General features: G+C 67.9%; 29 protein-coding genes, 1 pseudogene and 1 riboswitch. Of the genes and pseudogenes, 21 read left to right on the top strand and 9 right to left on the bottom strand.

The window, feature by feature from the left end; all coding sequences use genetic code 11:
* Positions 1–165 precede the first annotated feature (165 nt).
* The 6 genes from ABD357_RS19355 to ABD357_RS19330 all read left to right on the top strand — a co-directional run bounded on the left by ABD357_RS19355 (position 166) and on the right by ABD357_RS19330 (position 6,357).
* A complete protein-coding gene (locus ABD357_RS19355; protein ID WP_344391570.1) occupies positions 166–852 on the top strand; it encodes a hypothetical protein in 687 nt (228 codons plus the stop codon).
* 629 nt (positions 853–1,481) lie between these two features.
* Positions 1,482–1,632, top strand: a riboswitch (cyclic di-AMP (ydaO/yuaA leader).
* Positions 1,633–1,636: 4 nt separating this feature from the next.
* Positions 1,637–2,374: a LysM peptidoglycan-binding domain-containing protein gene (locus tag ABD357_RS19350; protein WP_344391568.1), complete on the top strand. Its 738-nt coding sequence runs from the start codon at positions 1,637–1,639 to the stop codon at positions 2,372–2,374.
* Positions 2,375–3,361: 987 nt separating this feature from the next.
* Positions 3,362–4,048 (top strand): peptidase inhibitor family I36 protein, encoded by a 687-nt coding sequence (locus ABD357_RS19345; RefSeq protein WP_344391567.1) that lies wholly within the window; start codon positions 3,362–3,364, stop codon positions 4,046–4,048.
* A gap of 94 nt (positions 4,049–4,142) precedes the next feature.
* Positions 4,143–4,577: a hypothetical protein gene (locus tag ABD357_RS19340; protein ID WP_344391566.1), complete on the top strand. Its 435-nt coding sequence runs from the start codon at positions 4,143–4,145 to the stop codon at positions 4,575–4,577.
* Between the two features lie 86 nt (positions 4,578–4,663).
* Positions 4,664–5,302, top strand: a complete 639-nt coding sequence (locus ABD357_RS19335) for an RNA polymerase sigma factor (protein WP_344391564.1) — start codon at positions 4,664–4,666, stop codon at positions 5,300–5,302.
* Positions 5,299–6,357: a CU044_5270 family protein gene (locus tag ABD357_RS19330; protein WP_344391563.1), complete on the top strand. Its 1,059-nt coding sequence runs from the start codon at positions 5,299–5,301 to the stop codon at positions 6,355–6,357. Before ABD357_RS19335 ends, ABD357_RS19330 begins: the two co-directional genes overlap by 4 nt.
* Positions 6,358–6,592: 235 nt before the next feature.
* Here the strand turns inward: ABD357_RS19330 and ABD357_RS19325 are convergent, their stop codons facing one another.
* Positions 6,593–7,348: a hypothetical protein gene (locus tag ABD357_RS19325; RefSeq protein WP_344391561.1), complete on the bottom strand. Its 756-nt coding sequence runs from the start codon at positions 7,346–7,348 to the stop codon at positions 6,593–6,595.
* 194 nt (positions 7,349–7,542) lie between these two features.
* On the bottom strand, positions 7,543–8,151 hold the full coding sequence (locus tag ABD357_RS19320) for a hypothetical protein (RefSeq protein WP_344391560.1): 609 nt from the start codon (positions 8,149–8,151) through the stop codon (positions 7,543–7,545).
* Positions 8,152–8,885: 734 nt separating this feature from the next.
* On the opposite strand from ABD357_RS19320, the gene ABD357_RS19315 reads away from it, so the two are divergent.
* The 9 genes from ABD357_RS19315 to ABD357_RS19275 all read left to right on the top strand — a co-directional run bounded on the left by ABD357_RS19315 (position 8,886) and on the right by ABD357_RS19275 (position 15,455).
* The gene (locus ABD357_RS19315; RefSeq protein WP_344391559.1) at positions 8,886–9,614 is read left to right on the top strand and encodes a hypothetical protein; all 729 of its coding nucleotides are present in this window, start codon (positions 8,886–8,888) and stop codon (positions 9,612–9,614) included.
* A gap of 23 nt (positions 9,615–9,637) precedes the next feature.
* A complete protein-coding gene (locus tag ABD357_RS19310; RefSeq protein WP_344391557.1) occupies positions 9,638–10,489 on the top strand; it encodes a hypothetical protein in 852 nt (283 codons plus the stop codon).
* Positions 10,486–11,796 carry a TadA family conjugal transfer-associated ATPase gene (locus ABD357_RS19305; protein WP_344391555.1) on the top strand — a complete coding sequence of 437 codons (1,311 nt, stop codon included), beginning with the start codon at positions 10,486–10,488 and terminating at the stop codon, positions 11,794–11,796. The genes ABD357_RS19310 and ABD357_RS19305 overlap by 4 nt, the downstream gene beginning before the upstream one ends.
* Positions 11,797–11,879: 83 nt before the next feature.
* Complete coding sequence (locus ABD357_RS19300; protein WP_344391590.1) at positions 11,880–12,857, top strand: type II secretion system F family protein; 978 nt, start codon at positions 11,880–11,882, stop codon at positions 12,855–12,857.
* Complete coding sequence (locus tag ABD357_RS19295) at positions 12,857–13,777, top strand: type II secretion system F family protein (protein ID WP_344391554.1); 921 nt, start codon at positions 12,857–12,859, stop codon at positions 13,775–13,777. Before ABD357_RS19300 ends, ABD357_RS19295 begins: the two co-directional genes overlap by 1 nt.
* A 34-nt stretch (positions 13,778–13,811) precedes the next feature.
* Positions 13,812–14,063, top strand: a complete 252-nt coding sequence (locus ABD357_RS19290) for a hypothetical protein (RefSeq protein ID WP_328770981.1) — start codon at positions 13,812–13,814, stop codon at positions 14,061–14,063.
* 28 nt (positions 14,064–14,091) lie between these two features.
* Positions 14,092–14,538 (top strand): TadE family protein, encoded by a 447-nt coding sequence (locus ABD357_RS19285; protein ID WP_344391553.1) that lies wholly within the window; start codon positions 14,092–14,094, stop codon positions 14,536–14,538.
* Positions 14,539–14,553: 15 nt separating this feature from the next.
* Complete coding sequence (locus ABD357_RS19280; RefSeq protein WP_344391552.1) at positions 14,554–14,991, top strand: TadE/TadG family type IV pilus assembly protein; 438 nt, start codon at positions 14,554–14,556, stop codon at positions 14,989–14,991.
* A gap of 47 nt (positions 14,992–15,038) precedes the next feature.
* Positions 15,039–15,455 carry a pilus assembly protein TadG-related protein gene (locus ABD357_RS19275; protein ID WP_344391589.1) on the top strand — a complete coding sequence of 139 codons (417 nt, stop codon included), beginning with the start codon at positions 15,039–15,041 and terminating at the stop codon, positions 15,453–15,455.
* A 16-nt stretch (positions 15,456–15,471) separates the two neighbouring features.
* Here the strand turns inward: ABD357_RS19275 and ABD357_RS44755 are convergent, their stop codons facing one another.
* Entirely contained in the window at positions 15,472–15,762 is a 291-nt protein-coding gene (locus ABD357_RS44755; protein ID WP_425584922.1) for a hypothetical protein, read from the bottom strand.
* 511 nt (positions 15,763–16,273) lie between these two features.
* Between ABD357_RS44755 and ABD357_RS19265 the strand changes: the two genes are divergently transcribed.
* A complete protein-coding gene (locus tag ABD357_RS19265) occupies positions 16,274–16,510 on the top strand; it encodes a hypothetical protein (RefSeq protein WP_344391551.1) in 237 nt (78 codons plus the stop codon).
* Between the two features lie 131 nt (positions 16,511–16,641).
* On the opposite strand, the gene ABD357_RS19260 is transcribed toward ABD357_RS19265, so the two are convergent.
* Together ABD357_RS19260 and ABD357_RS19255 are read right to left on the bottom strand one after the other, a co-directional pair.
* Complete coding sequence (locus tag ABD357_RS19260; RefSeq protein ID WP_344391550.1) at positions 16,642–16,845, bottom strand: DUF397 domain-containing protein; 204 nt, start codon at positions 16,843–16,845, stop codon at positions 16,642–16,644.
* A gap of 8 nt (positions 16,846–16,853) precedes the next feature.
* A complete protein-coding gene (locus ABD357_RS19255) occupies positions 16,854–17,705 on the bottom strand; it encodes a helix-turn-helix domain-containing protein (protein WP_344391549.1) in 852 nt (283 codons plus the stop codon).
* A gap of 238 nt (positions 17,706–17,943) precedes the next feature.
* Here ABD357_RS19255 and ABD357_RS19250 point away from each other — a divergent pair, with 238 nt between their 5' ends.
* A complete protein-coding gene (locus ABD357_RS19250) occupies positions 17,944–18,357 on the top strand; it encodes an ATP-binding protein (RefSeq protein ID WP_344391548.1) in 414 nt (137 codons plus the stop codon).
* A 23-nt stretch (positions 18,358–18,380) separates the two neighbouring features.
* Here the strand turns inward: ABD357_RS19250 and ABD357_RS19245 are convergent, their stop codons facing one another.
* Positions 18,381–19,433, bottom strand: a complete 1,053-nt coding sequence (locus tag ABD357_RS19245) for a hypothetical protein (protein ID WP_425584921.1) — start codon at positions 19,431–19,433, stop codon at positions 18,381–18,383.
* Positions 19,430–20,083: a hypothetical protein gene (locus ABD357_RS19240; RefSeq protein ID WP_344391546.1), complete on the bottom strand. Its 654-nt coding sequence runs from the start codon at positions 20,081–20,083 to the stop codon at positions 19,430–19,432. The genes ABD357_RS19245 and ABD357_RS19240 overlap by 4 nt, the downstream gene beginning before the upstream one ends.
* 322 nt (positions 20,084–20,405) lie before the next feature.
* Here ABD357_RS19240 and ABD357_RS19235 point away from each other — a divergent pair, with 322 nt between their 5' ends.
* The 4 genes from ABD357_RS19235 (at position 20,406) to ABD357_RS19220 (ending at position 26,009) form a co-directional block, all read left to right on the top strand.
* Positions 20,406–23,405, top strand: a complete 3,000-nt coding sequence (locus tag ABD357_RS19235) for a BTAD domain-containing putative transcriptional regulator (protein WP_344391545.1) — start codon at positions 20,406–20,408, stop codon at positions 23,403–23,405.
* A gap of 200 nt (positions 23,406–23,605) precedes the next feature.
* A complete protein-coding gene (locus ABD357_RS19230; protein ID WP_344391544.1) occupies positions 23,606–24,268 on the top strand; it encodes an A24 family peptidase in 663 nt (220 codons plus the stop codon).
* A gap of 71 nt (positions 24,269–24,339) precedes the next feature.
* Entirely contained in the window at positions 24,340–25,539 is a 1,200-nt protein-coding gene (gene mqnC / locus ABD357_RS19225) for a cyclic dehypoxanthinyl futalosine synthase (RefSeq protein WP_344391543.1), read from the top strand.
* Between the two features lie 17 nt (positions 25,540–25,556).
* A complete protein-coding gene (locus ABD357_RS19220) occupies positions 25,557–26,009 on the top strand; it encodes an imidazolonepropionase-like domain-containing protein (protein WP_344391542.1) in 453 nt (150 codons plus the stop codon).
* A gap of 92 nt (positions 26,010–26,101) precedes the next feature.
* Here ABD357_RS19220 and ABD357_RS19215 read toward each other — a convergent pair whose 3' ends face one another.
* Both ABD357_RS19215 and ABD357_RS19210 read right to left on the bottom strand, forming a co-directional pair.
* Entirely contained in the window at positions 26,102–26,473 is a 372-nt protein-coding gene (locus tag ABD357_RS19215; protein ID WP_344391541.1) for a hypothetical protein, read from the bottom strand.
* A gap of 277 nt (positions 26,474–26,750) precedes the next feature.
* Positions 26,751–26,988, bottom strand: a pseudogene (locus tag ABD357_RS19210) (N-methyl-L-tryptophan oxidase); the annotation flags it as partial.

Genomic DNA, 26,988 nt, shown 5'->3' with positions numbered 1-26,988 from the left:
TCGGTAAGTTGCCTGCGCGTCACGACCATCTTCCTATCGGATCCGCCCTCCGAGCGGACCCGAATCGGCAAGATGATCACGACATCACACAGGCCCTAGGGTGCTTGTTCGGGAACGGGCAGGGTAGTCGTGCTCGGGAGTCGGTACGCGGGGGAGTCAAGTGACGTGAGTACGCATGGGGGTTCGGCGGGCGCGCAGGCCGAATCTGCTGCTGAAGCCCCGGTCCCGGCGCCGCGCCGTACGCTCAACAGCCTCAAGTGGGCCGTTCTCATCCCGGTCGTGGGCGTTGCTGCCGGATTTCTCACCCGGTTTCCATACGGCGGGTTGTGGATCGGAGTTGTCATCCTGCTCGGTGCTGCGGCTGCCGCTGCGATTGTCGCCGGCAACAGTTGGCATCGGGCAGGCGCCGCGACGCTCGCGGGTTTCTCCGCGATTGCGTTGCCGCTGTTCGCCGGGCCCGGGATGTACGAGCTCTATATGAAGCAGGTCGGCGAGCGGGTCCACGCTGCGGTGGCCGACACCGGGGAGCGCAGGGGTGTGAAGAGGAGCACCACGCTGTCCGTGTGCCGAGTCGTGGACACGACCGGGGCCGTAAAGGATCTGTCCGAACAGCAGAACTGCCACGGCCAGTTCAAGCCGGGGCAGCTCATCGTCCTGTTCAAGGATCCGCTTGGTGTGCTCGATCCATGGGCGGAGGCTCTGCCCGGGGACCGCAGCGTCGATCCCCTCACGCTTCAGATCACGGCGGGGCTCTTCCTCGTGACCGGCTCATCCCTCTTCTATGCCGGGCAGCGGCGACGTTCCGACGGCGACCTGGTGGCGAGGGAACTGCGCAAGGTCCGGCGTTTGTGACGTCCGGGCGAGGTCTCGGTCGACTGTGCCGGGCAACGGGGCAGGGGGGCGTCCGGAGTCGCATGGACAGCCCACCTTCAGGGTCGTCGACCGTGCCGCTGCGGCGGCACGGTTGGGCAAGGTGAAATTGGTGTATCAGCTACGAATGTTACACATTATGGGCGATCTGTAACGTTTGTAGATCTACGTGCCGGTGGGTAGTCGACATGCACCACGTGCGTATACGCGGCCAGAGGCGAGCTTCGTCCGATATTCGACCTTATGCGGCAGCCTGCTTCCCGGACGCCGGTGCTCCGGCCTCCACTTCAAGCTCAACGTGGGACAACCCCGCAGAATGTAATGCCCGAGTTGCCTACATTGCCGCTTTATTCAGGCTTAGTGGTGCTTGATCGCGTGAATTGGGTCACGTTCGGGTGGATTGGGTGTTGAGGTGGCGCCTCGGCAACTTCCGCTTTGCGGTACGTAAGTTGAAGGTTGCGTTCCGGAATAATCGGGCGATTTCCCCCTCGTTTCGACGAGTTCATAAGGGGCGGACCGGGATTTCGGGGCTTGTTTCGGGTGTGTGCTCTCGCATACGTTCTCGTCGATCCGGGCGGAACGCCGAATCCTGCCGCCGCCTCGGAACCCCATTCATCCACGCGCTGACGGCAGGAGCGGGGGACCCAGGTAAGTCGCCGATCCGGGCACCGGAACGGCTTGGGGTGAAGTCGCGCTCATCGTGCGGCCGGGCATCTCCCGCCCGAACCCGACAGCTCACCTCGCAGGCGCCGGAGAGGAATTCGCCATGCCCGCACGAGGTAAGCACCGCCGTCCGAAAGCCCGCCGCATCGCCCGCGTCGTCGTCCCCGTAGGAACGGGCGGGGCCGCGCTCGCGCTCCCGTTCGTGGGGGTGACCGGCGCTCACGCCGCCCAGCCGGCGGCGCAGGTCGCACAGGTTGCGCAAGCCGCGGTTCCGCAGGTCGAGCTCGTCACGCACAAGGTGGTCAAGGGTGACACCCTGATCAGGATTGCGAAGAAGCGCACCACGAGCGGCGGTTGGCAGAAGCTCTACAAGGCCAACCGTGCGGTCATCGGTGACAACCCCTCGCTGATCAAGCCGGGCCTCACGCTGACGGTCGGTACGAAGAAGTCGGCCGCGAGCCCGGCGGCTGCCAAGTCCGCGGCGCCCGCTGCTGCCACCCCCGCCGCCGCGAAGACGTACACGAACGACCTCGACGGCTGGATCAAGGAGGCGCTGGACATCATGGCCCAGCATGGGATTCCGGGCTCGTACGACGGCATCCACCGCAACGTCATGCGCGAGTCGTCGGGGAACCCGCAGGCCATCAACAACTGGGACTCCAACGCCGCGGCCGGGACCCCGTCCAAGGGCCTCCTGCAGACCATCGATCCGACCTTCCAGGCCTACCACGTGCCCGGTACGTCGATGGACCCCTTCGACCCGGTCGCGAACATCGCGGCGGCCTGCAACTACGCCGCCGACAGATACGGCTCGATCGACAACGTCAACGGCCCTTACTGATCGGGCCTGGCTCGGCCTGCGACACGGCCATGGCCACAAGTGCCCCGTCCATGGGTCCATCCACCTGGGCGGGGCCGTTGGGGCCCATCGGTGGGAAATGCATTCTGAGGGCCTCGGCTTCGTCGGCTTGGACGACGACCTCGACGACCCGTGACCGTCACCGGCCGCAAGGCGGCCGGGGCCACCCGTTGACCGAAGCTCAGAAGCAGGCGAACAAGCTGGTCAGCCGCGAGCGTGCGGCCAACGAGCACGGCTTCGCCGACCTGATGAACTGGCGGATCCCCTCAAGGTTCGCATGAACGCCCGACACGCGACCGCCCTCATGCGACCGCGCTCCTGCGGGCTTTCCTCGTGCTGACGAACGCCGAGATCGAGCGCTGACGGACGATCACCTGCCACCGATCACGGTCGGCCCGATCATCCGGGCTCGAAGCGCCCATCCCCCTCGCCGTAACAGCAAGCCGGCCGGAATGCGCGTGTGTGCGGAATTTTGGAATCCACGCCCCTGAAGGGCTTGTGACAGGCCGTGACGCCGGGCCCGGAGGGGACGTGGCACAGACGGTGCGCCCCAACACGTGGCTGATCCGGCACCACGGGAAGCGATGACTCATCCGGAGGCGGGGAGGTCGGGCGCAGAAGCCGACGATCCGACGTCCCTTAGTGGGTTTGGCAGTTGGCGAGAAATCGCTTGATCCGAACGCCCGATCGGATCAAGATGGCTCTGCCCGGTCGGAGGAGATCACCGACCCACATGACGCGCCGCCCTGACCATGGGTGCGCGGGGGCAACGGGGGATGGAAAACGGGGGTCTGAATTATGTGCGTTTCACGCTGCGTTGCCGCCAAGTGCGAGATGCCGGCCGTTCGCGACGCCCAGCACCGGTAGGAGTCACCTTCCATCCGCCATCCGGCGCGATCGACCGCCGGTATGCGCGGTTCCGTCATGGCCGCGCGCTGTCCACATCACTGTTCGCACAGGGAGACATCCATGCGTCTACGCACCATGGCCGCTACCGCGGCCGTTGCCTCGCTGGTACTCGGCGGCGTCGCCGCCGCACCGTCGTTCGCCGCGGACGACCCCACCACGGTTCCCGGAGTCGTGACCGACGTCCTCACGCCCGAGGAGGAGGCTCAGGTCCACGCGCAGGCCGACGCCGCCGACACGGTGGATATGTACTACAAGGGCGAGAGAATCGACCCCGCGTCCGACTGGGAGGGCGCGCAGATCTGCGTCGAGGTGTCGGAGGACGGCACGATGCAGTGCTTCGACAACGACCGCGAGGCCAACACCTACCTCAGCGCCAACGCGCCGACCGCGGAGGGCCGGGCGGGAGCCAAGCGGGCGCTCACGGACCGAGCCTACCGCGATTGCCCGAGTAACTGGGTGTGCCTCTGGCAGAACTCCAATTACTCGGGCCGGCGGCTGCAGTGGCCGACGTATTCCGAGGCCAAAACGCGCCACCTCAACCAGTACTCCCCGTCGTTCCGGGACAAGGCTTCCTCTGCGTTCATAAACCGTCCGCAGCGCGGAGTTGAGCTCTACGACTTCCGTTCGGGCCTGCCCGACCCGCACCTGTTCCTGGGAGCGGGATACAGCCTCTACTCCAACTTCGCCAACATCGACTACACCTATGGCGGCAGTTGGAACGACAAGGCCGACGCCATCAAGTTCTGATCCTGGGGCCTGACCTCTACCGGTGCCTCCCTCGTGGGGGCGCCGGTATGGTGTCGCCCCCCATCCGGCCCACGTAACGCGACGGAGACGTTGAGTGAAGCCCACCCCCCACACTGCTGCCGTTCTCGCGCTCTGTGCCGCCCTGTTCGGCGGGGCCACCGCCTGCACCGCCGAGGACACCGCGAAGGCCGACAAGGTCGGCGTAGCCGAAACCCTGCCGACGGACACGGACAAGAAGCAGTCGAAGAAGCAGGCCGAGGACTTCCGCTCCTGGGTGAAGGAGCACGGAACAACGCAGCAGAAGGCCGCGGTACTGCGCGTCGACCGCATCATCGGCGAATGGAACGAGCACACCGGAAACGCCTACATCTCCACCGACATCAACGGTGGGAAAACCGAAGTGAAGGATCCGCAAGCCGCAGTTGACGCCATCGTCAAGGCATTCAGCGGGTGGAAGGATTCGGATCAGGGATATGTGTCCGTCTACGACGTGTTCGGCAACGCGATGGTCACCAACCAACAGTTCTGACCCCTTCGGGGACCGACGCATGGTGAGCTGGGCAGGTGTGTCACGCGTCACAGGGAACCGGTGACGGGTTGCGGACACTTCGTTTCGTGGAGACATCGCCGAGTGAGCGGGTGCGGTCCGGTAGCCGGGCGGCGTTCGATGAGATCTTCGACGAACACGCGGGAGTCGTGTATGCGCATGCCCTTCGGGTGACAGGAAACTGGGCCGTGGCCGAGGACGTCGTGTCCTTGACGTTCCTGGAGGCCTGGCGGCTGAGGGAGAAGCTGCGTGCCGAGGTGCTGAGCGTCCGGGCGTGGCTGCTGGGCATCGCGAACAACGTGCTGCGCAACACCACGCGGGCGGCCCGCCGACACCGGGCGGCGATGTCACGAATGCCGCCCCGGCCGCCCGTGCCCGACTTCGCGGACGAGGTGGTGGGCCGGCTCGCCGATACCGAACAGCTTCAAGCGGCGGCACGCGCGCTGCGCAGGTTGCGGCGGGCCGACCGTGAGGTGTTCACCCTGTGCGTGTGGTCGGATCTGAGCTACGCGGAGGCCGCCGAGGTTCTCGGGATCCCGGTGGGCACCGTCCGGTCCCGGCTGTCGCGCGCCCGCGCGCGGCTGCGTGAACTCGCCCACGACGAACTGCGCGGCGGCCCGAGGCCGATGGAACCCCTTGCGGGCAGCGGACACACATCAGGCAGCCGCACTCCTGCGGCCCGGTCACCACAGGAGAGGAACCGATGAACGCCGTCTCCCAGCAGCAGCCCGAGCGACACGAGCGGGCCGAGCGTGAGGAACTGGCCCGGCTGCTGCCGGCCGCGGACACATCCGGACTGACTCCCGACCGGCACCGCCTGCTCAAGGGACACGTCATGAACGAGATCGACTTCGACGCGCCGTCCGCCGCGGGGGCGGCGCGTCGTTCCCGCAAACGCCTGGTGTTCGTCCTGGCCCCCACCGCTGCCGCGTGCGCACTGGCTCTCTCGGTCGCTCTCGGCGGAATCGACGCGCTCACCGGCGGACGGGACACCGCCGGTCCCGGCAGCGTGGCGACACAGCCTGTGGCCTCGCCCGCCGCGGTCGAGCTGCTGAACCGCATCGCGCTGACCGCCAACGAACAGCCCGGCACCCAGGTCCGCGACAACCAGTACACCTATGTCAAGATCGTCGGCTTCGCGACGGCCCTGAACGGGGAGACCGGCGCGACGGAGCGGACCGACGAAGCCAGGGAAGAGTGGACCTCCGTGGATGGCACCGGCCGCACGCTGCAGCAGCAGGACGGTGAGGAATTCTGGCTGGACGCCCCGGGAGGCGGAACGCCGAACTCACCGACCTATCGACTGCTGGAAGGCCTGCCCACGGACCCAACGGCGCTGCTGAAGGAGATCTACGAGGACGCCGATCTCAACCATGGGTCGGGCACCGATTCCACCCTCGGCGCGGACCAAGCGGCCTTCGTCGCCATCGGTGACATGCTCCGCTACTCGGCGGCCCCGCCCGCCAGCAGCGCCGCGCTGTACCGGGCCGCCGCCCGTATCCCGGGTGTCACCACCCGCCCCGACGCTGTCGACGCCGCAGGCCGCCACGGGGTCGCGGTCACCCGTACCCATGACGGCGAACGCAACGAATGGATCTTCGACAAGGGCACCCTGCGTCTGCTGGGCACGCGCACCGTCCTCGTCGAGGACAGCGACTGGGGCAAGGCCGGTACCGCGGTCGAATCCGTCGCCATCACCGCCACGGGCATCGTCGACAAGCCCGGGCGGACGCCCGCGGAGGCCTCCGAGCGCCACGCCTGACCTCACCGCGACGAGGAACGCGAACCCGGCCGACGCGTCAACGGGCCTTCGACGCGGCTGACATCCGATCGTCGGCCGCGTCCCGGCCCAGGCCGGACGACGACGAACCGCCGACCGACCCGACGGCGGACATGGCACCCCCCGTCGGCCTACTCCAGCACGGCGTCCCCGCAGCCGCGGACGGCTGGCCTCCCTGACTCTCCTCGTCGGCTCCCAGGTGTCGGGACAGTGTGGATCAACTGAGCTTTGCGTTCTGCGCCTTCAGGACCGCTGCCGGGATCTTCGCGTCGCTGGGGTAGCCCTTGAAGATGGCCCCGCCGTTCACCGAGTAGTAGACGGCGACGATGTCGGCGCTGCGTACGGCCGCGCCGTGCACCGTGTGCGTGACCCCCTTGAACGCCATCGTGGACTTGAAGGCGAGGGATTCGTCACCTGCCGCATCGGTCTTCTCCGCGGTGACGGTGTCCTGCTTGCCGCTGTTGCCGTTCGCCTTGGCCGTGAAGCCGGCGCCGCAGGAGTCCACCGCCTTGGAGAGGCCGGCCATGGCGGACTGCGCCTTGCCCTCCTCCTCGTAGGCGTTGAGCGTTATGTAGTTGGACCCCTTGGTGAGGGTGTTTGTCGACGCGTGATGGGTGAGGAAAGCCTGCGGTTCGCCCAGCGGGAGCTGGTTCATCACGTACGCCAGTGGGGCGCAGACCGCTTTGTCCAGGGTGACCTCGTCCTGGGACTTGGCGAAGGTGTACTCGGCGTCCAGGGTTGACTTCTCCACCTTGTAGCCGCCGCCCACCTCGGCCTGGGTGACCATGAGCTTGGCCAGCCGCTCGGCCGGGCTCGGCCCCTTCGCCTGGGAAGCAGAGGCCGAGGCCTTTGGCTCGTCGGCAGCGGCAGCGGCAGCGGCAGCGTCGGTATCGGAGTCATCGCTGCCGCAGCCGGTCAGGCCGGTGAGTACGGCGACGGAGAGCGCGGAGGCAGCCAGGGCGGTTCGCTTCATGGGGGGACGGGCTCCTCGGTTTCTCGAGATGGAGAGAGATGGAGAGGGTGGGGAGGTGTGGGGGAGGTAAGGACGGTAGCCGTACGGGATCCTTGGCGCTTCGTGGGGTGCCGTCGCGGCAAGGGAGCGCCTGAACTCACGTACGGAGGGGTGTCCGTGAGCAGCAGCCCCGCTTGCCGCGTCGCCAACCCCCCCTACTGGCCCGGGAACTTCCAGATGAACGGCTCCCCGTCCTCCTCCGACCAGTGGACCTCCATCTCCTTCGCGTTCGCCGGGATCAGGTACGACTCGCAGAACGTGTGGCTCTCGCCCGTCCTCCAGCTCTCGACGTCGTACGGGTCCTCGCAGCCCGGCGCGTCGTCGGAGGCGCCGATGAGCAGGGCGCCCCGCTTGCCGTCCGCCCAGATGGTGGTGCCGTCGCCCGCGTCGGAGTCGGACGTCAGGGCCGGGCCCCCCTTGTGCGTGAATTTCACGTGCGCGACCGCGAGCACCAGGCCCTTGGCCTCCGCCTTGTCCTGCACCAGCTCCTGGGCCTCGGCCTCGGTGCCGACGTCCACCTTCTGCGCGGTGATGTCGTAGGTGACGTTGCCGGCCTCTTCCTCGACCTTGCCCTCGGCGCTCTCGCCCGTGGCCATCTCGCCACCGGAGGCCGCCTCGGCCGGAGTTGCCGCCCCCTTGGCCTTGGCCTTGTCGGCGGGCTTCTTCGCGTCGGCCTTGTCCTCCCCGCCACCGCACGCGGTCAGCGCAAGCGCGAGAACGGCGACGGGCGCGGCGACGCGCAGGGCGGTTTTCTGGTCCAGCAAGACAAACTCCTTGTGAGTGTTGCGAGTTGGGGGGATGTGGGGATGCGGGGATGCCCCCGCGCGAGCGCCACAGCGGCACGGCACCAAAGCGGTACAGGGGTACAGCGGCACAGCCACACAGCGTTACGCGGTCGAGGTGCCGATTCCGATGCCGGTGCTCTACGGGGCTGCCGGCCACCGGAGTTGCACCAGGAAAAGCCCAACTGCTCGTCGGGCAGACGACGTTCCCCGTGCGCGGATCCGCTCGCAGCGGAAACGCGATCACCAGATCCTGGGGTACCGCCCCTCACGCTGTCAACAAACGTGAACACTCACCGTCACAGACAGCCGGAGGGTGCAGCCGTGGGGCACCCTCCCACCTGGAAGGTCACCGCACGCTCCGGACTCGTGAGCAAATCGTGCAGGAACGGTGGCTTCCGCATGACGATCACATGTCCGCAGCACGTCACACCGTTCGCGCTCGCACAGCGAAACCCGCTTATGAAGGCCCGTACTCAACGGGGAACCAACTGGCCCGCGTTGCGCGTGGATAACGTCGAGTCCTGTGTGGTTCACGATCGTTGGCGCGCCTTGAGGGGCTTATGCGCCCCTGATACGGTGCGATGACTTGACACTCATTCCAGCATTCCAGCCGCCGGTTATTCGGCCAGGTCGGGCGGTCGGGCGGTACGTCCGATGCGGAATGGAGTGTCCTAAATGACAGAAACCTTCTTGGGTGTACGGGGAGCGGTTGCGTGAAGATCCAAGAGCGTACGGGGGCGGGTAACAACCGTTCCGCGGTGCCGGCTCAGCCGGCGATGGGTGAGCGCCTTCCCGCGCCACCTCGCGAGCGCAAACCGGCACTCGCCGCTCTCGCCGTGCTGCTCATCCTGGTCGGAGCGCTCGGGGCGACGATGCTCGTGCTGCGTGCCGGGGATCGTATTGAGGTCATCCAGGTGAAGGACGGCGCCGCCATCCAGGCCGGCGAGCCCATCACCGACAGCAACATCACCTCCGTCATGGTCGCGGAAGACTCCGCCATCCGCTACGTCCGGTGGGAACAGCGCGAGGACCTCAAGGCCCTGAAGGCCAAGTCGACCATCTACGGGGGCACCGTCCTCATCGGTGACATGTTCGCGAAGCAGGCCTCCCTCCCCGCCGGCAAGGCCTCCGTAGGCCTCGCCCTCAAGGAGGGTCAGTACCCGGCCAACGTGAAGGTCGGCGACACCGTCGCCGCCTACCGCGTGAGCGACACCGCCCCCGGCTCCGACAGGGACAACTCCTCCTCCGGTGGTACAGCTGCGGGCACCGACACCCTCCTGGTCGACAACGCGCGCGTGAACACCAAGAACAGCGGCGACGACGCCACCATCAGCACCGGCAACCTCGCCATCACGGTGCTCGTCGACCAGGACGACGTCCCCGCCCTCACCCAGGCCGCCGCCGCGGGCGACGTCGCCGTCGCCCTCGTACCCGGCAACTAAGGGCGAGAGAGACAACAAGAGACATGGCGCTCATCGCTCTCGCCGCCGACAAAGGGTCCCCCGGCGTCACCACGGCAGCCGTCGCCCTCGCCGCGGTCTGGCCCCGCCGGGTTCTGCTGGCGGAGACCGATCCGGCCGGCGGTGACCTCGTGTACCGCAGTGCCGCCGCGCACGGCGGTCCGCTGAACCCCAACACCGGCATGCTCTCCATCGCCGCCACCGCGCGCCGGGGTCTCGTACCGGATCAACTCTGGGACCACGTACAGCCGTTGAGCGGCGGACTCGAGGTGCTGGTCGGGCTCGGGAACGCCGAGCAGGCCGCCGGGCTCGCCGGTCTGTGGCCGACTCTCGGCCGGGCCTTCGCCCACCTCGCCGACTCGCCGAACGCGCCCGCCGACGTCATCGCCGACTGCGGCCGGATCGCCGGGGACACCCCCGCCGTCGAGATGTTCTCGCAGGCGGCCCTCGTCCTCCTCATCTCCCGTACGGAGCCGGAGGCCATCGCCCGTGTACGCGACCGGGCAGCCGCCCTCACCGCCAAGCTGCACGGCGGCGCCCGCGGCGCCGCCTCCCTCGCGACCCCGCTCATCGGCGTCATCCTCATCGCCGACCCGGGCGAGTCCGCCAAGCTCGTCCACCAGGTCAACGACATGCTGGTGCACGCGCAGACCGGCGCCCGCGTCGTGGGCACGCTCGCCGACGACCCGTCCGGCGCCGACCAGTTGGCCGGACGCAAGCGCGGCCGGCTCGACAAGTCGCTGCTCATCCGCTCGGCGCGCAAGGTCACCGCGGACCTCTACCAGCAGTTCGGGGCGGCCTGGGCCGTACCGGCCGGCGGGCCGGGCGGGCAGCCCACCGCGGGGGCCGGCCGATGACCGCGGTCGACCACCAGCTGGTCAAGCGGTTCCGGCAGGAGGCCGGCGACCGCATCGCCGAGCAGCGCCGCCTCGACCAGGTCTCCGGCGTCACGCCGATGTCCAGCGAGGACGAGCGGCAGTACGCCCGCGCGGTCATCGCCCAGATCCTCGAGGAGTACGCCCGTACGGAGATCAACTCCGGTCGTACGCCGCTGGATGCCGAGACCGAGGAGCAGTACGCCGCCGCCGTGCACGCCGCTCTCTTCGGAGTCGGCCGGCTTCAGCCCCTGCTCGACAATCCCGAGGTCGAGAACATCGACATCAACGGGTACGACCAGGTCTTCGTCGGATACGCGAACGGCGAGGAGGTCAAGGCCGATCCCGTCGCCGAGAACGACGAGGAACTCATCGAGCTCATCCAGATCCTCGGCGCGTACTCCGGACTCTCCTCCCGGCCTTTCGACTCCGCGAACCCACAGCTCGACCTGCGGCTGCCGGACGGTTCGCGACTGTCCGCCGTCATGGACGTCACCCGGCGCCCGGCCCTGTCCATCCGCCGCGCGCGCATGGGCAAGGTCTTCATGTCGGACCTCGTCGGCAACGGCACGCTCACGCCCGAGATCGGCCACTTCCTCGCCTGCGCCGTCCGGGCCCGCAAGAACATCATGATCGCGGGCGCCACCAACGCCGGTAAGACGACCCTGCTGCGCGCGCTCGCCAACGAGATCCCGCCGCACGAGCGCCTCATCACCGTCGAGCGCGCCCTGGAGCTCGGACTCGACCAATTCCCCGAACTGCACCCGAACGTGGTCGCCTTCGAGGAGCGCCTGCCCAACTCCGAGGGCCAGGGCGCGATTTCGATGGCCGAGCTCGTACGCCGGTCCCTCCGCATGAACCCTTCGCGCGTCATCGTCGGTGAGGTCCTCGGCGACGAGATCGTGACCATGCTGAACGCGATGTCGCAGGGCAACGACGGCTCGCTGTCCACGATCCACGCGAACAGCTCCAGCGAGGTCTTCAACCGGATTTCGACGTACGCGCTCCAGGCCAACGAGCGGCTGCCCATCGAGGCCAGCCAGATGCTCGTGGCGGGCGCCGTGAACTTCGTCGTGTTCATCCAGCGGCGCAACAACTACCAGACGGGCGGCCGACTTCAGCGCATGGTCACCTCGATCCGTGAGGTCAACGGCGTCGACGGACGCGTCCTGTCCAGCGAGGTGTTCGCCGAGACGGCCGACGGCAGGGTCGTACCGCATGCGCCTCTGTCCTGCCTCGACGACCTGGTCGCGTACGGCTATCGCGGGCCCGCCGGGAACTGGGGCTGATGGGGATGACGCAGATGACGGACATCACGGGGGAATTGGCGGGGTCGACTGTGCAGCTCGCCGCGATCGGCTCGCTCGGTTCCATGGGCGGGCTCTTCTCCACGACGGTGCTGTACGCGCTGGCGTGCGGCGTCGCCGTCGGCGGCGGGCTCGCGCTGTTCGCCGTCGCGGTCCGGGGACTGCCCGCCAAGCCCGAGCACGAGAAGCAGAAGTCCGGCGAACGGGCCGGGGAGCTCATCCGGTTCGCCGGTCAGCGCGGTTCGATCGCGGCCGGAGCCGGAATCGTCGTCCTGCTGCTCACCCGCTGGGCCGTGGCCGGTATCGCCGCCGCCGTACTCGTCTTCTTCTGGGACAAGCTCTTCGGCGGCGCCTCCGAGGAGAAGGCCGCCATGCGCCGTGTAGAGGCGCTCGCGTCCTGGACCGAATCGCTGCGTGACACGATCGCGGGCGCGGTCGGCCTGGAACAGGCCATCCCGGCGTCCGCGCGCGCGTCCGCCCCCGTACTGCGCCCGCACCTCGACGCCCTCGTCGACCGGCTCCGCTCCCGTACGCCGCTGCCCGAGGCCCTGCAGCACCTCGCCGACGAGATCAACGACGCCTCCGCCGACATCATCGTCGCCGCGCTCATCCTCAACGCGCGGCTGCGCGGCCCGGGTCTGCGCCAAGTGCTGGGCGCGCTCGCCAAGTCGGCGCGCGAGGAGGTCGACATGCGGCAGCGCGTCATGGCGCAGCGGGCATCGACTCGCCGGTCCGTACAGATCGTTGTCGCCGTCTCGATCTCCTTCGTGCTCGGCCTGTCCATCTTCAACCGCGACTTCGTCGAGCCGTACGGCACGGCGGTCGGACAGCTCGTACTCGCCTGTGTCTGCGGCCTGTTCGCGCTCGGCTTCTGGTGGCTGCGCAAGCTGTCGACGATCGAGACGCCGGAGCGGTTCCTGGTGCGGGACGAGGCGGCGGTCCAGTTCGTACGTCCCCGTATGCCGGCCCAGTCGTCGGGGCCGGCTCAGCCGTCAGGGCCGTCCCAGTCGCCGGCGCCGTCCGAAGAGGGGGTACGCCGCTAATGGACCTGACCATGCCGCTCGTGATCGGCGCCGTTCTGGGCCTGGGCGTCTACGCCCTCGTACGGGCCCTGATGCCGTCGAAGCGCAGCGCGGTCTCCCAGGTCGCGCGCATCGACGCGATGCGGGCGCGGGGCGCGGCGTACGAGTCCTCGCACCGCACCGCCGACGCGGGGCGGCTGGGCAGCCTACGGGCCGGAGTGGGCCAGCGCGTCGCCGATTTCTATATGCAGCAGGGCTGGGAGCAGCGGTCGCTTCGGGCGGATCTCGCGGTCCTGGACCGAAGTTGGGAGAAGTTCCTCGCGACGAAGGTGCTGCTGGGGGCCGCGGGTCTGTTCTTCGGGCCGCTCCTGTTCGCCGTGGTGTGGACGCTGGGAGTGGGCCGCAGCCCGATCATCCCGGTCTGGCTGGCGCTGCTGTTCGCGGTTCTCTTCTTCTTCCTCCCGGATCTGGAGGTGCGGCGGGACGCGGCCGACAAACGGCGTGACCTGCGGCGCGTGATCGGCGCGTACCTGGACCTGGTGTCGATGAGCCTGGCGGGTGGCCGAGGTCTCCCGGAGGCATTGATGGCCGCCGCCGAGATCTCCGACGGCTGGGCGACCCAGCGGATCCGCAACGCGCTGGCCGACGCGCGGATCACCGGCATCAGCCAGTGGCAGGCGCTCGGTTCGCTCGGCGAGGAGCTGGGCGTCGAGGAACTCAAGGACCTGTCGGCGTCGTTGGCGCTCGTCGCGGACGACGGCGCGAAGGTCCGCGAGTCGCTCGCCTCGCGTGCCGAGACGATGCGGCATCGCGAGCTTGCCGATATCGAGGGCAGTGCGGGGGAGAAGTCGCAGTCGATGCTTGTGGCCCAACTTCTGCTGTGCGCGGGGTTTCTGGTGTTCCTGATCTTCCCCGCCGCGATGCGTGTGTTCCAGGTCTGACGCCGACTACTACCTTCTGAGAGGACAACTCACCATGAACGGACGGAACTTCAGCACCGGGATCCCGGGGGTGGACTTCCTGATCACCTTCCTCCAGGGCCGGGTGCAGCGCGCCCGCTCCGGCGAACTCGACCGGGGTGCGTCCGCGGTGGAGTGGGTCATCATCTCGGCGGTCGTTGTGGCGATCGTGGGCGTGGTCGCCGCGATCATCAACGAGGCACTGGGTGATGGCGCCAACAAGGTGAAGGACTGCATCGAGGGTGCGGACGCGGGCAACACCTGCTGATTTCTGCCACTTTCACATCCATACGGGGTTGCTGGTGAGCGTACGACGCTGGGTACGCCGCCGGGCGGAGGCCGCCTCCGCCCGCGGCGACTCCGGCATGACCGCGATCGAGTTCGTGCTGCTCACGCCCGTACTCTTCTTCATGATCTTCGCGACGGTGCAGTTCGCGCTGTACTTCTTCGCCGACCATGTGGCCCAGGCGGCGGCGCAGGCGGGCGCGCGGAAGGCGCGCGCGACGGCCGACGAGCAGCCGGGTGCCTGGCGGGGCGAGGCGCAGGACGTGGTCGACAGCTATATCGCGCAGCTGGGACCGCAGTTGGTCCTCGCCCCCGACGTGACGATGCTCCAGCCGGAGGAGAACACGGTGGGTGTGGAGATCACGGCCAAGGTGCCGACGGTCTTTCCCGGCCTTGACTTCACGGTGCATGCGGAGTCGTCGGGACCGGTGGAGCGGTTCGTGGAGGACGTGGACTAGGTGCGCTCTTTCGGCATGCTGACTCTTGTACGGGCTCGGGTGCGGGTCCTGGCCTCCGGGGACCGGGACCGGGGACTGTCCACGATCGAGGTCGTGATCCTCGCCCCCGTGATGATCCTGTTCATCCTTCTCCTGGTGGCTTTCGGTCAGGTGGTGGACGGGCGAGGGGCGTTGGACGGGGCGGCGCGGGATGCGGCACGCGCGGGTTCGATCCAGAAGGACCACGCAACGGCGATGGCGGAGGCGAGGAAGGCCGCGGAGGCCAACCTCGATGACGTCTGTTCGGGCCCGGTGACGGTGAACCAGACCAGCGAGGGCTTCGTACCAGACACGATCTTCACGGTCGAGGTGAGCTGTGAGATCCGCGGCCTCGCGATGATCGGCGTAGACATCCCCACGACGCTGACGGCCAGCTTCAGCTCGCCGCTCGACCCGTTCCGGAGGACGGCGTGACGCTGCGCTCTGCTGTACGCGGATGGGTGTCGGCCCGCCGGGCCCGCATGGACGACCGGGGCTCGGGAGCGGGCGCGGTCATCATCTTCGCGCTCGTGTTCCTGTCCCTGTCGGCCTTCGTCATCGACGGCGGCCTGTCGATCTCCAAGCGGGAACGTGCCGCCGACATCGCAGAACAGGCCGCCCGCTACGCCGCCCAGGACATCGACCTGGAAGCCCTCTACGACAACGAGGCGGGCCCTGCTCCGATCCTCTTCGAGAACTGCAACGCCCGCGTGAAGGCCTTCGCCGACGAAATGGGCATGTCCGGCGCGGACATCGGCGCCACGCACTGCGTGGCCGCGAACGCGGACGAGGTGGAGGTCGAGGTCCAGCTCACGTACTCCCCGGTCTTCACGGGCATGTTGTACGGCGGAGACGTGGTCGTCCACGGCCAGGCGGTGGCGGAGAACGAGGTGGGCTGAGGCCCGTTTGGGCCTGTCACTCGGGCTTCCACTGGGTGGCCGTGAGCACGTAGGTGCTGAGGTTGTCGTTCTCTGGTTCCTTGTTGATTCGTTTGATCCAGAGGTGAGTAACGGCGCCTTCGCTGGATGCGATGCAGATGCCGGTGTTCGCCTTGAGCAGTGAGTCGTCCCTGATCTTGCTCACTGCCACCGGCTGCCCACCCCGCGTGTGCGACAGGTACACCACCCCCATGCCGCCTTCGCCCAAGCGCGCCTGAAGTCGGTAACCGGCTATCTCACGGGCGTCGTCCGGCGCCAGGTCCTGCATGGGTGCGTCCCTCCCCGTTGGCATGGACTGGCCATGGTACGGAAGTGACAGTTGGCCATCCCAGGGAGGTCGCGGGCGGACCTTGGGGCCCTCTGACAGGCGGGGCTTGTCGGCGCCGACGCATGTGTTCCGCGGGGCGGCGGCGGAAGATCTGGGAAACCTGCACAGCATTCACCGGTAGGTCATGTGGAACCTGAATAACTGTCACACCTGTTGTGGGGCATGGGGCTTTGGCGGGTGGATGTCCGGCTTGGAAACCTGGTGGCAACTGTTGTGCGTGCAGCGGCGTGAACGGGTGTGTGAAGGAGTGGGTGTATTCGGTGAGTTGGTCGTCACGGGTGTGAAGTCGGGCATCGGAATGCGTCCCCCAGGGGCGGGTAGCGGCTGGCCGTGCATTCGTAGGCGTGCTTTGATCCTGCGCACGGCGTGAGTTGCCGGGAATGGTTCCCGGTTTTGGGAATCGGGCGAACTCCGCCATTGGGAAATTCACCTTCGAAGGGAAACGCGCGTCATGAACTACACCCCCCAGGTTGAAACCGCCGAGATCTCCGACGCCGGCTTGGACAGCGTGTCCGGTGGCCTCGCGGGCGGCATGTCCGGTGGCCTCGCGGGCGGCGGTCTCGCGGGCGGCGTGTCCGGCGGTGGCTTTCTCCAGGCCGGGTCCGTCGACGTCTGCGCCGACGTCTTTGGCGCGGCCTCGGCCGAGGGTGTCGCGGGGGGCGTCAGCGTCCACGCCGGCGCTCACTGACCGCTGACGAAGCGTGGGTCGCGGGGTCGGGCCCCGGATCGCGTGGACCGGTCCGCGAAAAGCCTGAACACTTCCCTGGAAGTGTTCAGGCTTTTCGCAACTGGTGCCCGCGGAGGGGCGGCCCGTTGCGGTTACGTCAAAGGTGCGGCCAGGGCTCCGGAGCGTATGGAGCGGAGGAGATTGGCCAGGGGGGTGGGGGTGGTGGTGAGTTGAGTGGTGGGGATGTCGCTTTCGCGTAGGTGGATCGTGGTGGGGGTGGAGGCCAGTTCGACGCAGTTGTTGCCGTCGCCGCTTCCCGAGAAGGACGACTTCTGCCAGTTGTCGGGGGTGGTCACGGTGCGCCTCACAGTTCCTTCGCCAGCTTGTGGATGAAGTCACGCGAACGTGTGGGTTCGAGTGACACAGCCTCCACCTTACGGAAGAGCGTTCGAAATGCGCCGAGTTGGGCTTCGGAGTCGATGAAGGCCACTCCGTGGGGCGCGTCGCGTACCGCAGTGTCCAGCTTGGTCACGGTGCCACCCACGTACATCATGGCGTTTGTGGCTCCGGCGAAGCCGTCCAGGTCGAAGGGGATGACGCGCACGGTGACGTGGTCCATTTCGGAGAGTTCCAGGACGCTGGCGAGTTGAGCCCGTGCGGCGGCGCGGTCGCCGACCCTGATGCGCAGGGCCGCCTCGTGGATCACCGCTTCGTACGGGATTGCCGTGGGGCTCTCGATTACGGCCCTTCGTTGCATCCGATGGCGGACGCGCAACTCCAGTTCGGCGTCGGGGGGTTCGGGAACGCGGTACGAGAAGACGGCGCGCGCGTAGTCCTCCGTCTGAAGGAGGCCGGGGACGTGCAGGAACTCAACGTCGTGCCGATGGGTGGCATGGTGCTCCACTTCGGCGATGTCCAGGAATGGCGTGGGCAGTAGCCCCCGGTACTCCTCCCACCAGCCGCGTGTCCGGTCGGTCGCCATCGCTACCAGTGCTTCGACCAACTTCTGGTCCGTGCATGCGTAATTGGCGGCAAGTCGGCGGACGGTGTTCTCGCTCATGCCTACGATCCCGGACTCGATCTGGCTCAGCCGTGCTGAGTCAGTTCCCAGTGCCGCTGCGGCCTCGCGCCCCTTGAGCCCTGCGGCTTCGCGCAGTTTTCGTAGCTCGGCCCCGAGGCGCACCTGACGTGCGGTGGGCTCCCGTCTCCGTGTCATGGGCTCCTCCTCGTCTCAACGGCCTTGGAACGGTGCCCCGTTCGGAGTGAGATTACGGCAGCGGGTTGCGAGAGGCCAATTTTGGTCTCTACTGTCGGTGATGCGTCGTACACGCTACGGAACCTCGGGGCTCCGAAAGTGCACCGCTCCGTCATGCCGTGACGGCTGCGGCAGAGCCATCGCCCGTCGACCGTCGTGCCCTCTCCTCAACTCTCCTTCCAACAAACGGAGTTCACGCATGCCCAAACCCACAGACGAACCCTGGGAGTACACGCTCCACATCCCGCACGACGTTCGAGCGGTCACCGTCTGTCGGCGTACCTTGCGCCTGATCCTCACCATCCACGGGCTCATCCGGCTCACCGAAGTCGCCGAGCTGCTGGTAACCGAGCTCGTCTCCAACTCCGTACGGCACACGAAAGGTCCCGCGTCCCTGCGGCTGCACTGGCGGGACGAAGTTCTGCGTATCGAGGCCTGGGATGCCGACCCGGAACCGCCGCCGCCTCCACGGGAGTTGGCGTACGCCATCGACGCGGAGGCGGGTCGCGGTCTCGAACTCGTCCGCGCCTGCGCCGATGACTGGGGCTGGCATCCGCTCAGGCGCGGCGGCGACAAGGGCAAGTACGTGTGGTGCGATCTGCGGGCCGCGTAGGTCGTTGATCGCGTCGGAGTGCGTCAGCGGTTGATCGACTGGATTTCCTGGACGTTCATGTCCTGGGTCGTCTCGAAGGTGCCGTCGGGGAGGTCGCCGCCGTCGCCACCGGCGCCTTCCCAGGTGATCTGCCAGGTTACGGAGGCTGACAGTTCGTACGGTTCGCCGTTGGTGGCCCGCAGGTACCTGATGCCGCACGGTGGGGTTTTGCCGGCGTCGCCCGTCTGGTACGGGGTTCCGATGGAGCCGTCGTCGTTGATCTCGCAGTCGCCGGAGGCTGGGAAGGTCTCCGCGTCGTCCGTGCCCGGCTCCAGGTGGAGGGCGACCGGCTTCGCAGTTGTCTCTGCCCAGAGGTTGGTGTTGGGCAGCTCGGCGCGGACCTTGACCTCCTTGAACGTTCCCTTGTCCAGCCAGACCCAAGTGGGCGCGTTCACCGTGGACTTGGCTTCAGGCTTCAGCTCGACCTCGGTGTCTGGGACCTTCACCTTGTCGTAGGCGTACTCGGCGAGCGTCTGAGGCGTGGGGGCGTCGGGGTCGTCGGGGATCTCGCCGGCGTCCTGCCAGAACATGAGCTGGCCGCACTTCGACGTGTCGTCGACTTCGGAGACGTCCGGAGCGACTCCGCGCCAGAAGTAGCCGTCCTTGCCGAGGTTGTAGTTCTTGTAGCCCTTCACAGTCGCAGGGGTGCCGAAGTGGTTGGCGGCGTCCTGCTCGTCTTTGAAGTGTTCAGTCCACAGGGACGTTCCGATCCAGCTTTCGCGGAGGGCGACGTCACCGCTCCCGTTGGTTTCCGAGAAGTTCTTCAGCTGCTCGGGCGTGAAGACGGGCTCGTACCAGCAGGGCGGCGGCTCCCAGTTCACGTCCGTCGACGAGAGGGTGCCTTGCTTTCCGCCGATGGAGCCGCTCACTTGGGTGACTTTGATCTGGGAATGGGACGCCGAGGCGGCGATGCTTCCCTCGTTGTCGGTCGACCCGTTGACGCCACCACCTCCGACAGCGTTGGCCGGTGCCGACGCGAGAACGATGGTGAAGATCGACGCAGCCGTCGCATACGGCCATACGCGCAGAGGCCTCACCGGGAGCAACCGCCCCTCTCCGAGCGGATCGACACGTTCTGCCAGATGCCCTGCTTGTTCTTGGCCAGACTGGCGATGTAGAAGATCTCGGGGTCCGTCCCGGGGGGATTTCCCTCAACCTTGCCGGTCTTGCGGTTCTTTGAGTAGGCCTTGCTCTCGTCGGTGCAGTACGAGAGAGATGCAGCGGTCTTGCTGTCGCTCATGGTGACCTTGGGGTCGAACGCCGGCAGCTTGCCGAACACGGTGAGATCCTTGTCCGTGTACGTCTTGATCCACTGCCGGTCCTGTGAAAGACCGGATTCGGTGTCGTAGAAGGCAAGGGCCTCACCGCCGTCGGGCTCGTTCGCGGTGATCGCCGCGTATCCGGCCCGGAGTTGTTCCTTGGCGTCATTGAGTACGGCCTGCTCGACGGGGTCGCTGCTCGTCCAGTCCTCGAAGGTCAGCTGGAAGTTGGCCGGGAGCGTGATCTCCGGACGCTTGACCTCGGACGGCGATGACGCTGACGCCGATGCCGAAGGGCTGCTCGACCCCGTATCCGCCCCCTTGATGTCATCCGACGAAGACGAATCGTCACCCCCACCGCAAGCGGTGAGCAGAAGCGCCGCTGTTGCGGCGAACGTGGCGGTCGTGGTCAGGGTGCGGCGGGCCACGGACGAACTCCCCCTAGGGCAAGGCGTGTGTGCAACAGAGAACGAAGCTATCAGGGGCAAGTAGCGTGCACTGGAGCAGCGATGGGGGATTGTGTGGGGATCGTGAGATCTGTGACATGGCAGTTGCGAAGTGGCTCACATCCCGGGCGTGGGGCGGCCGGCCGCCGGTCGGACAACTCGGGCCTAGGGGTCGGGTTGTGAGAAAGCAGGCGGCCGGAGAAGCGGCGCCCACTGCCCGACCTTCGACACCCTCCTTAAGATCTCAGTAGGCTCAGTACACCCCCGCACTCCTCCCTCCACACACGACATCAGGACACCCGCCATGGCGCGACGCACCACTTCCAGCTCGACGGGCAGTTCGCCGGGTCCGAGGAATCGGACGCCGCAGCCTTTGCCTCGGCGACGGCGTACATTCGGGGATTTTGTTAAGGCGTTCTTTGCCTTTATTGCCCTGATTGTTCTGCTGGTGGGGGTGCCGGGGGCGCTGGCCACGCAGATGGGGTGGCCGCTGCCGAGCGGGACGCCGAGTCTGGACTGGCTTCAGCAGGAGATCACGGCCGGCACGTTTCTGAATGTGCTGACCGTTCTCGTCTGGTTCGCCTGGGCCCAGTTCACGGCGTGCGTACTCGTGGAGATGAAGGCCGCGCTGTCCGGCGTCGGGGTGCCGAACCGGGTGCCCGGTGCCGGGCCGAGCCAGTTGCTCGCGCGCCAGCTTGTCGCCGCGTTGTTGCTGGTCGGCGCTACCGCGGCCAGTTTCGCGCCCGGACTCTCGCAGCTGGGACAGCAGTTGCACGAGAACCAGCGGCCGACCGTCGCCGCCGCCCAGCAGACCCCTGCCGGCCTGCTGGGGCAGCAGGAGCAGGCCGCCTCCAGTGCCGCCGCCGCGCTGGCCGAGCAGGCCGCGAACGCCGCGCAGGCCGCCGAGAGCGGGAGCACCGCCGACAGCGGCGACACGAAGTACTACCGGATCCAGCCGCCGGAGGGGCGCCATCACGACTCCCTCTGGGAGATCGCCGAGCGGCACCTCGGGGACGGGCGGCGGTACAAGGAGATCTACCAGCTCAACAAGGACCGTGCGCAGCCCGACGGTTCGAAGCTCTCCGAGGCCAGTCTCATCCGGCCCGGCTGGATTCTGCAGATGCCCGGTGACGCCCGCGGCGGCGACCTCGTCGAGATGCCGGACGAGGCCCCGGAGGTGTCGAAGGAGGTCCAGCAGCAGATCTCCGACTACTCCAGGACTGGTAGCGGGGAACAGCGGGGGAGTGGACAGCAGGGCGGTAACGGCAGTGGCAGTGGTACTGGCAGCGGGGCCGTTGATCACGACACCGCTCAGATCACCGTGCCCGAGCAGCGGCCCGGCCCTGACCAAGGTCAGCAAGGCCAAGGCCAGCAAGGACAGCAGGAGCACGCCACCTCCGCCGCCGACGACGGTGGCTTCGGGCTGCCGCAGGCCCTCCTCGGGGCACCCCTCCTCGCCGCCGGGCTCCTCGGGGCGCTCGGGCGCCGTCGCCGTCAGGCCCTGTGGCAGTCGGCCCTCGGTGCCGTCGGCGGGCGGCGCGGCATGATGGAGCCGCCGACTCCCACCGGTACGGCCGCCGATGCACAGGACGCGTTGCTCGTGGGGGCCGACCCCGAGGGCGTACGACTTCTCGACCGGTCGTTGCGCGGGCTCGCCGCTGCGCTCGCGGAGGAGTCGCGGCCGTTGCCGACCGTGTACGCGGCCTGGATGAGCAACGGCGATTTGCACCTGCAACTGGCGCAGCCCGCCGGGAGGCCGCCGGTGCCGTGGCAGCTCGGGCAGGACCAGACGTTCTGGATGCTGGCGCGGGCCGACGCCGAGCGGTACGAGGGCGTCGACACGGCGGCCCCGTACCCCGGGCTCGTCAGCCTCGGCACGATGGACGACTCGCGGCTGCTGCTCAACCTGGAGTCGGTTCCCGGCATCGTCTCGCTGAGCGGCAGCGAGGAGGACCGGGCGGGCGTGTTCGCCTCCGTGGCCGCCGAGTTGGCGACCAACGGCTGGTCCGACCGCATGACGATCACGCTCGTCGGCTTCGGCCAGGACCTCACGCCCCTCGCGCCCAACCGGCTGCGCCACCTCGACGACATCGAGGCGCTCATCGAGACCATGGAGGCGGAGACCAGGCAGCGCCGCGGGGCGCTCGGCGCCGCCGGTCACGACTCCGTCCTCACCGGGCGTACGGGGCCCGCGCAGCACACCCGTTGGGCCCCGCACCTCGTACTCCTCGCCGCCGAACCATCCGCCGAGGACGCGGTCAAGCTCGCCGAACTCGCCTCCGATGCCAGCCGGTTGGGCATCGGCTATCTCGTCGGTACGGAGTCGGGCGATCTGCCCGGTGCCGCCTGGGAGATGGAGATCACCGGCGAGGGCAAGCTGCTCGCACCGCTCCTCGGGCTCGAACTCGACGCCCAGTTGATGCCCGTGGCCCAACAGCGCGCCGTCGTCGAGCTGTTCGTCGAGGCGGACCCCGAGCGCGAGCCGAACGGTCCGGCCGCCGATCCGCCGTTCCTCGTCGACATCAGCGAGCAGGGACGGCCGGCGGTGTATGCGCGGCTTGTCGGGCCGTACGAGATCATCGGCCTCGATACGCCGGACGGTGAGCGCAGCCCGCTGCTGCACGAGGCGCTGGCGTTGTTGCTGCTGCACCGGGAGGGTGTGCACCCTCGGGTGCTGTCGTCCGCGCTGTGGCCCCGCGGGGTCACGGAGGATGTGCGGGACGCGCTGGTCGAGCGGCTGCGGGCCTGGCTGGGCAATGATCCGGACGGTACGCCGCGACTTGGCACCGACTCGACGGGGCGGCTCAAGCTGGCCAAGTCGGTAGTGTCCGACCTGGATGTGCTGCGGTCGCTGTATCACGAGGCGACTCAGGGGCGCGGGGTCGACAGCCGGGCTGTGCGGGGGCGGTTGCTGACCGATGCCCTCGTGTTGGTGCGGGGGCCCTTGTTGGCCGAGCGGCCGGCGGGGCGGTATGGGTGGCTCACCCACGAGATCATTGATGCGCAACTGCCCTTGCTTGTTGCTGATATTGGGCTGGCGTTGTCGGCGTTCCATCTTGAGAAGGACCGGGCGGGGAAGGCCATCGAGGCGTTGAACGCGGCGCTCGGCTCCGCGCCGGGCGATGAGCGGTTGTGGCATGAGTTGCTTCGGGCCACTCATGCCACGGGGGACGCTGCGCAGCTTCAGAGGCTTGCTGCGGACTTGGTGTCTCGGAGTGGGGCTCGGGGGCTGCCGCCGCGGACTGAGGCTCTGTTGGATGAGTTGCTGCCCTCCTGGCGGAGTGGTGTTGCGGCCGTTGGATGAACAGTTGCCCGGAGCCTTTCGCTGTGCCCACCCTCCCCCGCTCTCGGCTTCGCTCGAGCGGGGGGACCCCCATCGCCCTGCGGAACGTATGCCCACAGCGGTAGCGGATCGCTCGCCCACAGCGGTGCGGTAGTGGCAGGGAGCCTCTCGTGGAACTGGCCTTGATTCTTGGCGCTGCCCTTTGGGGTGCGCTTGCCGGGATGTTCGTGCCCCGTGCTGCCTATCGGCTCTCCGTCGAGCCCGAGGAGGAGTGGCGGGCCCGGTGTCCGGATGGGCATGACATCCGCGGCTGGGTTGGGCCGGCTCGGTGTGCGGGGCGGGCGTATGGGCCCAGTACGCCGCTCGTCGTCGTCACCGCGCTGGTGTGCGCCGCTCTCGCCGCTGCCGCCGGTACTCGGCCCGAGCTGGGCGTCTGGCTGTTGGTTGCGCCTTTCGGGGTGCTGCTGACCCTTGTGGACTTCTCGGTGCATCGGTTGCCCGACGTCGTGAATCTGCCCCTGGCCGTCGCCGTGCCGGGGCTGCTGGGGATCGTGGCGCTGGTGCCGGAGAACAACGGTGACTGGACCGGCGCGTTGCTCGGCGGGCTTGCGTACGCCGGGTGGTTCTTCGTCTGTTTTCTCATCAGTCCGAACTGGGTGGCCTTCGGGGATGTGAAGGTCGGGCTCTGGCTGGGGGCCGTCCTCGGCTGGTACGGGTGGGGGGTACTGATGCTCGGTGCCTTCGCCGGGTTCTTTCTGGCGGGGTTCTACGCGGCCGGGCTCGTCGTTACGCGCAGGGGCGGGCGCAAGACCGCGGTGCCGTACGGGCCCTTCCTCATCGCCGGTGCCTTCGTCGGCACCCTCATCGGGGCGTTCGCGGCCTGACGCGAGCTGCCCCAAAGGGCTGGCGTACGCTGGATCAGTCCGTCCACACCCTGAGGAAAGGGACCGCCCCGGTGACCGCTAAGGCCGACCTTCAGTCCGTCCTCGACCGTGCCGCCGAGGGTGGGCGGATCACCCCGGAGGAGGCGCTCGACCTCTACCGTGACGCCCCGCTGCACGCGCTGGGCGCCGCCGCCGACGCCGTACGCCGTCGCCGGTACGCCGGTACGGAGCACATCGCGACGTACATCATCGAGCGCAACATCAACTACACGAACGTATGCGTCACAGCCTGCAAGTTCTGTGCCTTCTACGCGCCGCCGAAGGCCACCGACAAGGGCTGGACGCGCGATCTGGACGACATTCTGCGGCGCTGTGCGGAGACCGTCGAACTCGGCGGTACGCAGATCATGTTCCAGGGCGGGCATCACCCGGACTACGGCGTCGAGTACTACGAGAAGCACTTCGCCGCCATCAAGGCCGCGTACCCGCAGCTCGTCATCCACTCCCTGGGGGCCTCGGAAGTCGAGCACATGGCCCGTATCTCCAAGGTCGGCGTCGAGGAGGCGATCCAGCGGATTCACGCCGCCGGGCTCGACTCCTTCGCCGGTGCCGGTGCCGAGCTGCTGCCCGCGCGGCCCCGCAAGGCGATCGCCCCGCTGAAGGAGAGCGGTGAGCGCTGGCTGGAGATCATGGAGGCCGCCCACAACCTCGGTGTGGAGTCCACCTCCACCATGCTCATGGGTACGGGCGAGACCAACGCCGAGCGCATCGAGCATCTGCGGATGATCCGTGACGTACAGGACCGGACGGGTGGCTTCCGCGCCTTCATCCCGTACACGTACCAGCCCGAGAACAACCACCTCAAGGGTCGCACGCAGGCGACGATCTTCGAGTATCTGCGCATGATCGCCATCGCGCGGCTGTTCATGGACAACATCGCCCATATCCAGGGGTCGTGGCTCACCACCGGCAAGGAGGTCGGCCAGTTGTCGCTGCACTACGGGGCGGACGACCTCGGTTCGATCATGCTGGAGGAGAACGTCGTCTCGTCGGCCGGTGCCAAGCATCGCTCCAACCGGCTGGAGATCATCGACCTGATCCGTAAGGCCGGGCGGGTGCCGGCGCAGCGGACGACCACGTACGAGCACATTGTCGTGCACGACGACCCGGCGAACGACCCTGTCGACGAGCGGGTCCAGTCGCACATCTCGTCCACGGCGATCGCGGGTGGGACGGCTCATCCCGAGTTGAAGCTCCTCGCCTCCAACTAGCTCCAACCAGCCTTCCTGTGCTGACGATTCACGCCGCGGACGAGCTCCGCCACACCTGGGACGACCCCGCTCCGGTCAAGGACGGGGCCGTCGTGGTGGAAGGGGCACGGGTCGCGGCGACGGGCTCGCTCGCGGACCTCCAGGAACGCTTCCCGGGCGCTCGCGTGCGGCGGTGGCCCGGGGTTCTCGGGCCCGCCCTCGTCCACGAGGGGTCGCTGCCCGAGGCGCCTACGCCTCGGGAACGGCTGCATGCGGTGCTGAAGCTCGGGGCGGTGGCGGTTCTGGAGGTCTACGCCGATACGCCCGAACTCCGGTCCGCAGCTGAGCGCAACGACGTGGTCCTCCTCGCGAGCGCGGCGCCACGGCCCGCGATCCTCCGGACCGGGCGCGCCGACCTCGCCGTCTTCGACGAGTCCGGCGCGTGTGTCGCGACCGTGTGCGCGGGGCGACTGGTGCACCGCCGCAGATAGCGGTCAGCCCACTGTCTGAGGGAGTCGTTCCGAGCCGACTTCGGGAGTCACTCCCCGCTTTCGACCATGATCGATGGCAGTGACTTCTGATGTCACTCGGTCTCGATCACGTGGACGCTGCCCAGGTCCTCGATGGTGCGGTGGGGCACGTATCCTCGCGGCCGGATGGTGAAGGAATCGACGCGAAGCCGTTCCGGGCGCATGAAGAAGGCCGCCCAGACGCCTGCAGGCTGAGCCTCTTCGGGCATCCCGGGCTGCTGGAAGCGTCCTTCGAGCACCACGAAGTAGCAGGGGTCGGGCACGGATCGCACACCGCCTGGATGCAGGAGCTGGGTGGCGGCATCGCGGGTTGTTGCCACGACGCGGATGCGGGACGGCCGTGGGTCGCCGTGTGCTCGGGACCAGGCCAGAGCCTCATCACGGATGCGGGCCAGGACAGCAGAAGTCGGATTCTCATTGGTCATATCGCCCCCGGTGGAGAAGCACACCACCTCACAGTTCCACCGCAAGACGCCGACTACATCGAAACTTACTGACATCGCAGAGCCAGTCAGATGGTGACTCCCGCAGTGGCTTCGAAACGGCTCCCGCAGTGGCTTCGAAACGGCTCCCGCAGTCACGTACAGAGCCCAGGTATCCGACTGTGCATCCTGTGCGGGTGCGCCGAGGTTCTGTATCGAGTGGCTTGTTGTTGCTTGTGCCCTGGCCGATGGTCAGCGTCATGGCTTTCCTCGTTCGGGCTCAGGCCGCGGTGCGGCCGTTTGTGGTGATGAAGTCGATCGGCTGGGAGGTGCGGCCTTCCAGGGCGAGGTCCGCGGCGATGTCGCCCATGGCGGGCGAGAGCTTGAAGCCCTGGCCGGAGAAGCCGGCCAGCAGGACGATGTCGTCGCAGCCCGGCAGGGGGCCGACCAGCGGCCGGGTGCTGTCGGTGTAGCCCTCCATGAAGACGGACAGGCGCACCGGATCGGGGTTCAGGCCC

The organism is Streptomyces vastus, from assembly GCF_039532825.1.
Classification (GTDB): Bacteria; Actinomycetota; Actinomycetes; order Streptomycetales; family Streptomycetaceae; genus Streptomyces; species Streptomyces vastus.
The sequence above is the reverse complement of the archived record's forward strand: the minus strand, read 5'-3'. Positions and strand labels throughout refer to the sequence as shown.

Excerpts from the sequence above, each read along its gene's own strand:
- ABD357_RS19230 (WP_344391544.1), top strand. The coding sequence starts at position 23,606 with ATGTTCGTGCCCCGTGCTGCCTATCGGCTCTCCGTCGAGCCCGAGGAG.
- ABD357_RS44755 (WP_425584922.1), bottom strand. The coding sequence starts at position 15,762 with ATGCAGGACCTGGCGCCGGACGACGCCCGTGAGATAGCCGGTTACCGA.
- ABD357_RS19280 (WP_344391552.1), top strand. The coding sequence starts at position 14,554 with ATGCTGACTCTTGTACGGGCTCGGGTGCGGGTCCTGGCCTCCGGGGAC.
- ABD357_RS19295 (WP_344391554.1), top strand. The coding sequence starts at position 12,857 with ATGGACCTGACCATGCCGCTCGTGATCGGCGCCGTTCTGGGCCTGGGC.
- ABD357_RS19250 (WP_344391548.1), top strand. The coding sequence starts at position 17,944 with ATGCCCAAACCCACAGACGAACCCTGGGAGTACACGCTCCACATCCCG.
- ABD357_RS19350 (WP_344391568.1), top strand. The coding sequence starts at position 1,637 with ATGCCCGCACGAGGTAAGCACCGCCGTCCGAAAGCCCGCCGCATCGCC.
- ABD357_RS19265 (WP_344391551.1), top strand. The coding sequence starts at position 16,274 with ATGAACTACACCCCCCAGGTTGAAACCGCCGAGATCTCCGACGCCGGC.
- ABD357_RS19345 (WP_344391567.1), top strand. The coding sequence starts at position 3,362 with ATGCGTCTACGCACCATGGCCGCTACCGCGGCCGTTGCCTCGCTGGTA.
- ABD357_RS19325 (WP_344391561.1), bottom strand. The coding sequence starts at position 7,348 with ATGAAGCGAACCGCCCTGGCTGCCTCCGCGCTCTCCGTCGCCGTACTC.
- ABD357_RS19255 (WP_344391549.1), bottom strand. The coding sequence starts at position 17,705 with ATGACACGGAGACGGGAGCCCACCGCACGTCAGGTGCGCCTCGGGGCC.
- ABD357_RS19215 (WP_344391541.1), bottom strand. The coding sequence starts at position 26,473 with ATGACCAATGAGAATCCGACTTCTGCTGTCCTGGCCCGCATCCGTGAT.
- ABD357_RS19310 (WP_344391557.1), top strand. The coding sequence starts at position 9,638 with ATGGCGCTCATCGCTCTCGCCGCCGACAAAGGGTCCCCCGGCGTCACC.
- ABD357_RS19300 (WP_344391590.1), top strand. The coding sequence starts at position 11,880 with ATGGGCGGGCTCTTCTCCACGACGGTGCTGTACGCGCTGGCGTGCGGC.
- ABD357_RS19305 (WP_344391555.1), top strand. The coding sequence starts at position 10,486 with ATGACCGCGGTCGACCACCAGCTGGTCAAGCGGTTCCGGCAGGAGGCC.
- ABD357_RS19290 (WP_328770981.1), top strand. The coding sequence starts at position 13,812 with ATGAACGGACGGAACTTCAGCACCGGGATCCCGGGGGTGGACTTCCTG.
- ABD357_RS19275 (WP_344391589.1), top strand. The coding sequence starts at position 15,039 with ATGGACGACCGGGGCTCGGGAGCGGGCGCGGTCATCATCTTCGCGCTC.
- ABD357_RS19330 (WP_344391563.1), top strand. The coding sequence starts at position 5,299 with ATGAACGCCGTCTCCCAGCAGCAGCCCGAGCGACACGAGCGGGCCGAG.
- ABD357_RS19235 (WP_344391545.1), top strand. The coding sequence starts at position 20,406 with ATGGCGCGACGCACCACTTCCAGCTCGACGGGCAGTTCGCCGGGTCCG.